At 63.8% G+C, this 11,528-nt stretch carries 9 protein-coding genes; 7 read left to right on the top strand and 2 right to left on the bottom strand.

From position 1 onward, the window contains the following. Both T281_RS08280 and T281_RS08275 read right to left on the bottom strand, forming a co-directional pair. Positions 1-2,263: circularly permuted type 2 ATP-grasp protein (locus tag T281_RS08280; protein WP_162173145.1), on the bottom strand; the 2,263-nt coding region annotated here is incomplete at its 3' end. Between the two features lie 425 nt (positions 2,264-2,688). Next, the gene (locus T281_RS08275; protein WP_037237113.1) at positions 2,689-4,080 is read right to left on the bottom strand and encodes a class II 3-deoxy-7-phosphoheptulonate synthase; all 1,392 of its coding nucleotides are present in this window, start codon (positions 4,078-4,080) and stop codon (positions 2,689-2,691) included. Between the two features lie 218 nt (positions 4,081-4,298). On the opposite strand from T281_RS08275, the gene gatC reads away from it, so the two are divergent. The 7 genes from gatC to serS all read left to right on the top strand — a co-directional run bounded on the left by gatC (position 4,299) and on the right by serS (position 11,520). Continuing rightward, positions 4,299-4,595: an Asp-tRNA(Asn)/Glu-tRNA(Gln) amidotransferase subunit GatC gene (gatC, locus tag T281_RS08270; protein WP_037237099.1), complete on the top strand. Its 297-nt coding sequence runs from the start codon at positions 4,299-4,301 to the stop codon at positions 4,593-4,595. Between the two features lie 16 nt (positions 4,596-4,611). Further along, on the top strand, positions 4,612-6,183 hold the full coding sequence (gene gatA, locus T281_RS08265; protein ID WP_052037264.1) for an Asp-tRNA(Asn)/Glu-tRNA(Gln) amidotransferase subunit GatA: 1,572 nt from the start codon (positions 4,612-4,614) through the stop codon (positions 6,181-6,183). Beyond that, complete coding sequence (locus tag T281_RS08260; RefSeq protein ID WP_013419231.1) at positions 6,180-6,497, top strand: chorismate mutase; 318 nt, start codon at positions 6,180-6,182, stop codon at positions 6,495-6,497. Before gatA ends, T281_RS08260 begins: the two co-directional genes overlap by 4 nt. Before the next feature lie 145 nt (positions 6,498-6,642). Continuing rightward, the gene (locus T281_RS08255; RefSeq protein ID WP_037237094.1) at positions 6,643-7,155 is read left to right on the top strand and encodes a DUF2141 domain-containing protein; all 513 of its coding nucleotides are present in this window, start codon (positions 6,643-6,645) and stop codon (positions 7,153-7,155) included. Positions 7,156-7,206: 51 nt separating this feature from the next. Then, entirely contained in the window at positions 7,207-8,682 is a 1,476-nt protein-coding gene (gatB, locus tag T281_RS08250; RefSeq protein WP_037237093.1) for an Asp-tRNA(Asn)/Glu-tRNA(Gln) amidotransferase subunit GatB, read from the top strand. Between the two features lie 178 nt (positions 8,683-8,860). Continuing rightward, the gene (locus T281_RS08245; RefSeq protein WP_037237092.1) at positions 8,861-9,898 is read left to right on the top strand and encodes a quinone oxidoreductase family protein; all 1,038 of its coding nucleotides are present in this window, start codon (positions 8,861-8,863) and stop codon (positions 9,896-9,898) included. A 125-nt stretch (positions 9,899-10,023) separates the two neighbouring features. Beyond that, positions 10,024-11,520, top strand: a complete 1,497-nt coding sequence (gene serS, locus T281_RS08240; RefSeq protein ID WP_037237090.1) for a serine--tRNA ligase — start codon at positions 10,024-10,026, stop codon at positions 11,518-11,520. The last annotated feature ends 8 nt before the right edge of the window (positions 11,521-11,528 follow it).

The raw sequence follows: 11,528 nt of genomic DNA, 5'->3' as shown, positions 1-11,528 counted from the left end.
GCTGGAAGCCGATACCACGCGGATTCGCCTCGTCCACCATGAGGAGGTCGAGCACGAGCGAGAGGATCGGCGCGAACAGATATCGCTGGCGGAAGGTGATGGTGCTGTCCGCCACGTTCAGTACGAAGAAGAGGCGCGCCGTCTCGTCGTCCTCGCGCCGCACCTCGCCGAACAACGCCAGAAGCAGTTCGGCCAGATTGTAGGCCCGTTCAAGCCGCCGCCCGATGTCCGTGAAGCGCCAACCATAGTTCCGCGTCATGTTCTCGGCGGTCAGGCCGTTGAGCGACGCCATGGTGACGATGCCCGCATTGAGCCGGTCGAGCAGCTTCACCGAGTCGGAGAGGTCGTTTGCCTGCGGAGACGCGATGTTCGAGAAGCGGAGCAGCGTCTGCCACACCTCAAGCGAGAGGCGCTCGCGCACGATGCTGCCCACGCGAAGCATGTTGCTTTCGAGGCCGGGCAGGCTGTGCGAGCGGCCGGGCGCGGTCATCAGCAGGCGCACCGATTGCTCGATCGCGCGCGGATCGTGGCCGATACCCGGCGTCGAAGCCGGCTGATCCTTCGACAGGATGAGTTCGAGCGCGCGTCGTCCGCCAGCGCCGATGGGCACCGTGCCGGAATCCTCCGAGCGGCTCAATGCGCCACGCATGAGACGCATCACCCAGTCCGCGCGCTCGCAATAGCGGCCGAGCCAATAGAGGTTGTCCGCAATGCGGCTTCTAAGGCCAATGCCCGCGCGAAGCACGCGCGCAACCTCGGCGGCGGGCCGCATCAGCGAGATATGCGGCGGCATCACCTCCTCGTCGGAGGCGATCCACACATCGCGAGAATGGCCGTCGCGCGCAGACATGGCGACGCCCGGCGTCCCGTCGAGCGACATCGCGAGGCCGCCCGGCATGACGCGATAATCGCCGTCGATGCCCGCCACGAACAGCCGCATCGCAAAGCGGCGCGAGGTCAGCCCGTCGGCCGTCCATGACGGGGCATAGGCGCTGTCGGAGCGCTCCTCCGCGACGTAGTCCTGCCCGTTCACATCGAGTTCGAAGCGAAGCGCGTCGAGAGCCTTGGGCGTCAGCGTTTCAAGCATGATGCCGACTTCCGCGCGGCCAGGTCGGCCTGTGCCCTCATGCACACGGCGGATCACGAAGCGCTCGGGATGGGCGAACACATAGACGCGCGATTCCATGTCGCCGAGCCAGCGGCGATGTGTGTCGTGGAGAACGAGATCCTGCCCGAGAAGCGCGCGGCTGATGTCCGGCAGAAGCGGCCCTAGGCCGCGGTTCTCGATGATGGACGAGCCGAGGAAATTCATCATCAGGCGCGGATTGCGCCTTAGCGCCTGCACGAGGCCGACCGGACCGGCAAAGCCGTTCGGGTCGAGTTCGAGCGGATCGCAATGCGAACCTTCCACGCAGCGGATCATGAGATCGATGGGCTTCAGCCCTTCCAGCGTCTTCATGTAGACGCGGCTGCCGATCACGCGCAGGTCGCCGCCTTCCACAAGCTGGAAGCCGAGATAGCGCGAGAGATAGGCGTGGCTGAAATAATCGTCGTGCTGGGGACCGGGCGTGAGCAGCGTGATGAGCGGGTCGTCGCGCTCGATGCGCTGCAAAAGCTCGCTCTGGATTTCCTGGAAGTGCGAGGCGAGCCGAACGGCGCGACACGTCCGAAACACGTCGCCCATGAGTTGGCCATGCAGCAGCCGGTTCGCGAGCGCGAAGCCCACGCCCGCCGGCGTCTCGGCATGCACGTCGATGATGCGCCACTCGCCGCTCGCGTCGCGGATGAGATCGGCGGCGAAGAAATTGATGAAATGGCCCGTGTTCTTCGGCTCGCGGCAGGCGCGCAGGAACGCGGGATCGCTGAACACAAGGCGCGGAGGCACACGGCCCGAGCGAAGCAGCGTTTGCGGGCCGTAGAAGTCTTTTGCCATCATGTCGCAGAGCTGCACGCGCTGGATCATGCCGCGTTCCAGCACCGCCCATTCGGCGGCCGAAATCATGATGGGGATGAGGTCGATGGACCAGGGTTGGCGGCTGCCGGGCTCGGCGAAGAGATCGTGCGCTATGCCGTTCTCGGCGACGAGGCGACGAAGCCTTTCCTGACGCTGGGCCTGTTCTTCGGGAGGAACCGCGCCGAACGCCTCGGAGAAGGCCCGCCATTGCGGCCGAATCCTTCCGTCGGCGCCGATCGCTTCGTCGTGTCCGACTGCGGGCGGCGTGTAGGCTGCAAGCAAGTCCTGCGGCATAATGATATTTGGCACCGAGCTGCTCATGGCCGACACTTAAACTTCCCCCGGCAATGCCGGTGGACACCATCCGTTTCGGTCGATCATTTCGCCCCCAAGCGGCCGTGGAATGCTGCCAATTTCACGCAACTGTAACATTCCTTCCAGGGCTTCGCCAGCGTGGCGGTTGAAAACGCTAATATCGCCGCGCCTTTCGCAAAAAAGACTTTTGCAAGCTGCGACAAGGCAGCGCGGACGCGGCGCGCGCCCCTGTTTTTGGGGGAATCGTTCTCCCAAACTTGGCTGTCTCCGCTTCGAAGGCGCGATGAAGCGTCATCGTTCGTAAGCGGGAAGCGGCGAACAAAGTTCCGTTAGCCGAAGTGGGCCATCCAACCACCGTCGCGCTCAATCGGAAAATCGAGCGCTCGGTGGTCGAACAACGAATGCACCAGACGCGATCTCTACTCCGCCGCGAAAAAGACCGCCTTCGCCTCATGCAGTGAACGGTCGCGGCGCAGGCGCTCCGCGACGAGGAACGCCAGTTCCAGCGCCTGATCGGCGTTGAGGCGCGGGTCGCAATAGGTGTGATAGCGATTCGACAGATCGGCGTCCGAGATCGAATGCGCGCCGCCGGTGCACTCGGTCACGTCCTTGCCGGTCATCTCCACATGCAGGCCGCCCGGATAGACCCCCTCCGCCTGGCAGATGTCGAAGAAGGTTTCGACCTCGGCGAGAACCTGGTTGAACGGACGCGTCTTGTAGCCGCTCACGGACTTGATCGTGTTGCCGTGCATCGGATCGCAGGACCAGATCACGATCTTGCCCTCGCTTTTCACCGCGCGGATCAGCTCCGGCAGATATTTGCCCACCTTGTCCGCGCCGAATCGGCCGATGAGCGTGAGGCGGCCCGGCTCGTTCGTCGGGTTCAGGATGTCGATCAGGTCGATGAGTTCGTCCGGCTTCATGCTCGGGCCGATCTTGACGCCGATGGGGTTCCGGATGCCGCGCAGGAATTCGACATGCGCGTGGTCGAGCTGGCGCGTGCGGTCACCGATCCACAGGAAGTGGCCGGATGTGGCATACCAGTTGCCGCTGGTCGAATCGACGCGCGCGAACGCCTCTTCGTAGCCGAGAAGCAGCGCCTCATGGCTCGTATAGAAATCGGTCGTCCGCAGCCGCTCGGAATTATCCGACGTGACGCCGCAGGCGCGCATGAAGTGCAGCGTGTCGGAGATGCGGTTCGCAAGCTCCTCGTAGCGCTCGCCCGCCGGGCTGTCCTTCACGAACCCGAGCGTCCATTGATGCACGCGTTCGAGATCGGCGTAACCGCCCTGCGCGAAGGCGCGCAGCAGGTTCAGCGTCGCCGCCGACTGGCGATAGGCCTTGAGCAGGCGACGCGGGTCAGGGGTTCGCGACTCCGGGGAGAACGCGATGTCGTTGATGATGTCGCCGCGATAGCTCGGCAGTTCCACGTCGCCGTGCTTCTCGGTCGGCGCGGAACGCGGCTTCGCGAACTGGCCCGCGATGCGGCCGACCTTCACCACCGGGCGGCTGCCAGCATAGGTCAGCACCACGGCCATTTGCAGGAACACGCGGAAAAAGTCACGGATGGAATCCGCGCCATGCTCGGAGAAGCTTTCCGCGCAGTCGCCGCCCTGAAGCAGGAAGCCGCGCCCGTGCGCCACTTCGGCAAGGCCCTTTTGCAGCCCGCGCGCTTCGCCCGCGAACACGAGCGGCGGGAAGCTGGCAAGCTCCTTCTCGACCGCGACAAGTTCTGCTTCGTCGGGATACACCGGAACCTGCTCGACAGGCTTTGACCTCCAGCTTTCCGGCGTCCAACGCGGCGATGACATCATCAAGCTCCTTCGCGCGAGCATGCGCTTGCGCCCTACAGTCCCATTTCCCAAGCCGTGTTATAAGGATTGTGAAGCGTTCCGACAACTTTTACGATTTCGGTTTGCAAATGCGCCATTCCAGAATTTAGTCTGGCAATAGACGGTTGCGGAGCGAAGCTGAACCGGCGTACAAAAAGTTTGACTATTTTCAGCCTAATCGTCAGCAAAATCCCAAAATGGCAAAATCCGAAATCGATGAAGCGACGGTGCGGCGGATCGCGCATCTCGCCCGTGTCAAAGTGACCGCGGAAGAGGCGAAGAGCCTTCAACGCGAACTGAACGGCATCCTCTCGTGGGTGGAAGAACTGAACGCGATCCCGACGGACGGCGTCGAGCCGCTGACGAGTGTCGGCGGAGCGAAGCTCCATATGCGCGAGGACGTAGTGACGGACGGCAACAAACCCGCCGCCGTGCTCAAGAACGCGCCGAAGTCCGAAGACGGCTTTTTCCTCGTGCCGAAGGTCATCGAATAGCCCCATGTCGAAAACCATGTCGTTGAACGAGCTGACACTTTCCGACGCGCGCGACAAGCTCCGCGCCAAGGAAATCACCGCCATTGAACTCACCGAGGCCTGTCTTTCCGCGATCGAGGCGGCCAACGACGCGCTGAAGGCTTATCTCGTCGTTACCGGCGACAAGGCGCTGGAGCAAGCGAAGAAGAGCGACGAGCGCCTCGCCGCGAACGCGAAGGATGCGCGCGCGCTCGAAGGCATTCCGCTCGGCATCAAGGATCTGTTCTGCACGGACGGCGTGCGCACGACGGCCGGGTCGCACATCCTCGGCAATTTCGAGCCGCCGTATGAATCGACGGTCACGCAGAATTTATGGGATGCGGGCGCCGTGATGCTCGGCAAGCTCAACATGGACGAGTTCGCCATGGGCTCATCCACCGAGACGAGCTACTACGGCCAGACTGTGAACCCGTGGCGCGCGAAGGGCTCGGACGAGAACCTCGTGCCGGGCGGATCGTCGGGCGGATCGTCATCGGCGGTCGCGGCCGGGCTTTGCCTCGGGGCAACGGCCTCCGACACGGGCGGCTCCATTCGCCAGCCCGCAGCCTTCACCGGCACCGTAGGCATCAAGCCGACCTATGGCCGCTGCTCGCGCTACGGCATGGTGGCGTTCGCCTCCTCGCTCGATCAGGCCGGGCCGATCACGCGCTCCATCAAGGACGCGGCGCTGATGCTTCAGGCGATGGCGAGCTACGATCTGAAGGATTCGACCAGCGTCGATCGCCCGCTGCCCGACCTCGAAAAGGCGCTGACGCAGAAGTTCAAGGGCCTCAAGATCGGCGTACCGAAGGAATACCGCGTCGACGGTATGTCGAAGGAGATTGAGGCGCTCTGGGAAAAAGGCATCGACATCTACCGTCAGGCGGGCGCCGAGATCGTGGATATCAGCCTGCCGCACACCAAGGCAGCGCTGCCCGCGTATTATATCGTCGCGCCCGCCGAGGCGTCGTCCAACCTCGCGCGCTATGACGGCGTGCGCTATGGGCTTCGCGCGAACGGTCGCGACATCGTGGATATGTATGAGGAGACGCGGAGCCACGGCTTCGGCGCGGAAGTGAAGCGGCGCATCCTCATCGGCACCTATGTGCTTTCCGCTGGTTATTACGACGCCTATTATCTCAAGGCGCAGAAGGTGCGCTCGCTCATCAAGCGCGACTTCGACGACGCCTTCGAGACGGTGGACGTGGTGCTGACGCCGACGACGCCGACGCCCGCCTTCGGCCTCGGCTCGAAGAAGGACGCCGATCCGGTCGAGATGTATCTGAACGACATCTTCACCGTGACCGTGAACATGGCGGGGCTTCCAGGCCTTTCGGTGCCCGGCGGTCTTTCCGCCGAAGGGTTGCCGCTTGGCCTCCAGATCATCGGGAAGCCGTTCGACGAAGCGACGGTGCTGCGCGCCGGTCAGGTGATCGAGGATGCGGTGGGCCGCATGCCGATCCCGGAACCGTGGTGGGCTGGCGATGCTGCGAAGCCCGCCGACAACGCGAAAAAGAAGGCCGAAGCCGCCGACAACGCGCCAGAGAAGAAAGCGAAGAAGAAAAAATGACGACGCCCCGTAAAGCCGCCGATTGCGAGAACATGGATCAGGTTCGCGTGGAAATCGACCGCGTGGACGACGCGATCCTGGACCTCGTCGCCGAGCGATTTTCCTATGTGGACCGCGCGTGGCAACTGAAGAAGAACACGCATGAGGCGACCGTGCCGTGGCGCATTCGGCAGGTCATCGACAGGGTCGAGGCACGCGCGAAGGAACGCGACCTGCCGCCGGAACTCGCCGTTGCGCTCTGGCGTCAGATGATCGGTTGGTTTATTCAGTACGAGGAAGAGAAACTCGCGAAACGCGGAGAGCCGAAGGACTGACGCGATGGCTCGCCCTGACCGCATACTCCGAAGCTCGCCGTTGCCCTTCGCTGTTCCGCAGCGGGATCGGGGCAAGTGGTGCGCGCGCGGTTCGACGGCCATTCCCGAGACCTTTTCCGCAGGCGTTGGCGCCAGGCGTATTGGCGTGCATCTCGGTATCGCGCTTGCGGCTTTGGCCGGAGCGGCGCCCGCGCTCGCGGACGATTTCGCGGATCTGCGCGTCGATGTCTCGGGCTTGCGCAGCTACAAGGGGCGCGTGGTTCTTGCGCTTTGGGCGGACGCGACCGACTCGTCGAAATATCCAAACCATACCAAGATCCAGTTCCGCGACGAGCGCCCCGGCGATCCGCCCTGCGACTTCGCGAATTTCCCTGTGTGCATCCGCTCGATCGGCAGCCTGCAAAACCTCACCGTGTCCTACACCTTTCCCCCTATTCCCGAAGGCGACTATGCGGTGTTCGTGTTCCACGACGAAAACAGCAATGGCATTTTCGACACCGGCCTTTTCAAACGGCCCATCGAGGGACGCGGCTTCAGCCAGACGCTTCCCGAAGACGTGAACCCCGTCGCGGCGCGGATCGGGTTCTACAAGGCGCGCTTCGCGCTCGCCGCGCCGAGAACGCTTGTCATCGGGCTTCGCTATCCGCCGCGCTTCTAGCGCGCGACAGGGCGAACCCGCTTCATCTAAACCGGACTTCGGACCAAACCCATGGCAGACACGAGAAAAGAAAACCTCATCGATGGCGCAACCGGCCCCTGGGAAGTGATCGTGGGCATGGAGGTGCACGCGCAGGTGCTCTCCAACGCGAAGCTATTTTCCGGCGCGTCGGCGGCTTTCGGCGGCGAGCCCAACAGCCATGTGAGCCTCGTGGACGCGGCCATGCCGGGCATGCTGCCCGTCATCAACGTGGAATGCGTGAAGCAGGCGATCCGCACCGGCCTAGGGCTCAAGGCGCAGATCAACCGCCGCTCCGTGTTCGACCGCAAGAACTACTTTTACCCCGACCTGCCGCAGGGCTATCAGATTTCGCAGTTCAAGTTTCCCATCGTGGGCGAGGGCGTCGTCACGGTCGATCTCAAGGAATATTCCTTCGATGTCGGCATCGAGCGCCTGCACCTTGAGCAGGACGCTGGCAAGAGCCTGCACGATCAGGACCCGGACCATTCCTACGTGGACCTGAACCGCTCCGGCGTCGCGTTGATGGAAATCGTGTCGAAGCCGGACATCCGCTCGTCGGAGGAGGCGAAGGCCTACATCACCAAGCTTCGCACGATCCTGCGCTATCTCGGCACGTGCGACGGCAACATGGAAGAGGGCAGCTTGCGCGCGGACGTGAACGTGTCCGTGAGGAAGCTCGGCGCGCCTCTCGGCACGCGCTGCGAGATCAAGAACGTGAACTCGATCCGCTTCATCGGTCAGGCCATCGAATATGAGGCGCGCCGCCAGATCGACGTGATCGAAGACGGCGGCACGATCAAGCAGGAGACGCGGCTGTTCGACGCGAAGTCGGGCAAGACGCGCCCCATGCGTTCGAAGGAAGAGGCGCACGACTACCGCTATTTCCCCGACCCGGACCTGCTGCCGCTCGAAGTATCCGAGGCATTCGTCGAGGATTTGAAGAAAGTATTGCCGGAATTGCCGGACGAAAAGCGCGCGCGTTTCATGAGCGAATACGCGCTTTCGGCATACGATGCGGGCGTGCTCATCCTGGACCGCGCCTCCGCCGACTTCTACGAAACCGTCGCCAAGGGCCGCGACCCGAAACTCGCCGCGAACTGGATGATGGGCGATTTCTTCGCCGCGCTGAACAAGACGGGCAAGGACATCACCGAGAGCCCGATTTCGGCGGCGCAGCTTGGCGAGCTGATCGACCTTATCTCGTCCGACGTGATTTCGGGCCGCATCGCGAAGGAAGTCTTCGAGATCATGCTCGACAAGGGCGGCACGCCGGGCGCAATCGTCGAGGAACGCGGGCTGAAGCAGGTGACGGACACCGGCGCCATCGAAAAGGTGGTGGACGAGATCATCGCCGCCAACCCGAAGCAGGTCGAGCAGGTGCAGACGAAGCCGAAGACGCTGGGCTGGTTTGTCGGGCAGGTGATGCGCGCGACGGGCGGCAAGGCGAATCCCGACGCGGTGAATGCGTTGCTGCGGCAGAAGCTTCAGGTGCCAGAGGAGGTCTGAGCAGGGCGGCTTAGGTCGGGCTTCGTCGTTCTCAAACGCGGCGGTTCGGAGCCAGCGCAATGAGCGGCGGCCTCCTTGGACTTTGGTCGACTTTTGCGCAAAAATCCCGCATAACTGCGACAAACAGGCCATAAGGCACGCTGGATTGTCCTGCGTGCTTTTGCACGAGAGGTGAGGCATGCCGCGTCCGACCCACGCTATCCGCATCCACGCCTATGGCGGCCCCGAAGTCCTCCGATGGGAGGAAGTCGAGGTCGGCGCGCCCGGCCCCGGTCAGGCGAAGATTCGCCAGCACGCAGCGGGCGTCAATTACATCGACGTTTATCAACGCACGGGCCTCTATTCGCAGCCGTCCTTCCCGTTCATTCCGGGCAGCGAAGGCGCGGGCGAGGTTGTGGCGCTCGGCGAAGGCGTGACGGGCCTCGCGGTGGGCGATCACGTGGCCTATGCGGGGCCGATTGGCGGCTATGCCGAAGAACGCCTCATCCCGGCGGACAGTCTCGTGAAGATCCCGAGCGATTTTCCCTATGAGACGGCGGCGGCCATGATGCTGCAAGGCCTGACCGTGCGCTATCTCCTCAAGGAGACGTATCCCGTCACGAAAGACACCGTGCTCTTGTGGCACGCGGCGGCGGGCGGCGTCGGCCTCATCGCCAGCCAGTGGGCGCACCATATCGGCGCGACGATCATCGGCACGGCGGGCTCGGACGAGAAGGCGCAGCTTGCCCGCGCGCATGGCTGCACGCATGTCATCAATTATCGCACCGAGAATTTCGTCGAACGCGTGAAGGACATCACCGGCGGGCGCGGCGTCGATGTGGTTTACGACTCGGTCGGCAAGGACACCTTTCCCGGCTCGCTCGATTGCCTGCGACCGCGAGGCCTGTTCGTGAGCTTCGGCAACGCGTCCGGCCCGGTGCCGCCGTTCGAACTCGGCCTTCTTACGCAGAAGGGGTCGCTCTTCGCCACGCGGCCCTCGCTGTACAGCTACATAGCAACGCGCGATGCGCTGGTCCAAAATGCCAACGATGTCATCGATATGGTTCAACTGCGCCGCGTGAAGATCAACATCGGCAAGGTCTATCGCCTGTCCGAGGCCGTCGAGGCGCATCGAGCCCTTGAAGCGCGCGAGACGACGGGTTCCATCGTGCTGCTCCCGGATTATGCGACGCGGCGCGTGCCGAACGCACATCGGGGCGACGGCGGCGGGAACTGACCGCGGCGCGACCGCTTCGCCGCGACGGCGCACCGTCTTTACGCCCGCGCGCGAGCCTTCTATAGCTGACGCAACTCATTCGATGGCCGGGGCATTCCCGGCCATGCTTCTTTGGGAGACCTTCCGTGCTCGACCTCAAATGGATTCGTGAGAACCCCGCCGACTTCGATCAGGGCCTCGCACGCCGGGGCGCGGAGCCGCTGTCGTCCACCGTGCTCGCGCTCGACGAGGAGCTTCGCGCGCACAAGAAGGCGTTGCAGGACATGCAGGCGCGGCGCAACGCGGCGTCGAAGGAGATCGGCAAGGCGAAGGGCAAGGGCGGCGATCCGGCGAAGGCCGAGGCGCTGATGGCCGAGGTGGCGGACCTCAAGGGCGCGATTGCGGCGGGCGAAGCGAAGGAGCGCGAGCTTGACGCGGCGATTACGGCGCTGCTCGCGGGCATCCCGAACATGCTGCTGCCCGCGCCCGAGGTGCCGGACGGCAAGGACGAGAGCGAAAATGTCGAGCTTCGCCGCGTCGGCAGCCCGCGCGATTTCGCCGCCGAGGACTTCGCGCCGAAGCAGCATTTCGAGTTGGGCGAGGCGCTCGGCCTCATGGATTTCGAGGCGGCGGCGAAGATTTCCGGCGCGCGCTTCACGGTGTTGAAGGGGCAGCTTGCACGGCTTGAGCGCGCGCTCGGCCAGTTCATGCTCGACGTGCAGACGAGCGAGCACGGCTACACCGAGGTGAACCCGCCGTTGCTTGTGAAGGATCCGGCACTCTTGGGCACCGCTCAATTGCCGAAATTCGCGGAAGATCTTTTCTCAACTAGATCATCCGAGATCGTTGGAAGTGACGAGGTAGACGTAGTAATTGCCGACACCGCCGGTACGATGCAGTTCAATTTTAAAGGGTTACGAAAAAAGGAGCTGGAACAGAGTTTCAATATTGGTCTAGGGGGGACTGTCAGCGTCAATGTGAGTGATGCGCGGTTTGAAAACGGCAGACTGATCGGAGTTCACCCAGTGATAGAGGTCGCGAGGTGGCTCATCCCGACCGCCGAAGTGCCGCTGACCAACCTCGTTCGTGAGAGCATCCTCCCCGAAGCCGACCTGCCGCTGCGCTTCACCGCGCTGACGCCGTGCTTCCGCGCGGAAGCGGGCGCGGCGGGGCGCGACACGCGCGGCATGATCCGCCAGCATCAGTTCTACAAGGTCGAGATGGTGTCGATCACGACGCCCGAAGCCTCGCCCGCCGAGCACGCGCGCATGACGGGTTGCGCCGAGGAGATCCTGAAGCGGCTCGGCCTGCCGTATCGCGTCGTCGTGCTATGCGCGGGTGACACGGGCTTCGGCGCGCGCAAGACGCACGACATCGAAGTGTGGCTGCCGGGGCAGGGCGCGTATCGCGAGATTTCGAGCGTGTCGAACTGCGGCGACTTCCAGGCCCGGCGCATGCAGGCGCGCTTCCGGCCCTCGGCCGCGAAGGATGTGCAGTTCGTCCACACGTTGAACGGCTCCGGCCTTGCGGTCGGCCGCGCGCTCATCGCCGTGATCGAGAACTATCAGGAGGCGGACGGCTCCATCCGCGTGCCGGATGCGCTGCTGCCGTATATGGGCGGCGTCACGCGCATCGGGGCGTGAAGGTACGT

This window comes from Rhodomicrobium udaipurense JA643 (assembly GCF_000636015.1).
Taxonomy (GTDB): Bacteria; Pseudomonadota; Alphaproteobacteria; order Rhizobiales; family Rhodomicrobiaceae; genus Rhodomicrobium; species Rhodomicrobium udaipurense.
This window is presented reverse-complemented; position numbering and strand designations above follow the sequence as displayed.

Coding starts and splice junctions, on each gene's coding strand:
- gatA (WP_052037264.1), top strand. CDS start 4,612: ATGTCGTTGAACGAGCTGACACTTTCCGACGCGCGCGACAAGCTCCGC.
- T281_RS08275 (WP_037237113.1), bottom strand. CDS start 4,080: ATGTCATCGCCGCGTTGGACGCCGGAAAGCTGGAGGTCAAAGCCTGTC.
- gatC (WP_037237099.1), top strand. CDS start 4,299: ATGGCAAAATCCGAAATCGATGAAGCGACGGTGCGGCGGATCGCGCAT.
- T281_RS08260 (WP_013419231.1), top strand. CDS start 6,180: ATGACGACGCCCCGTAAAGCCGCCGATTGCGAGAACATGGATCAGGTT.
- gatB (WP_037237093.1), top strand. CDS start 7,207: ATGGCAGACACGAGAAAAGAAAACCTCATCGATGGCGCAACCGGCCCC.
- T281_RS08245 (WP_037237092.1), top strand. CDS start 8,861: ATGCCGCGTCCGACCCACGCTATCCGCATCCACGCCTATGGCGGCCCC.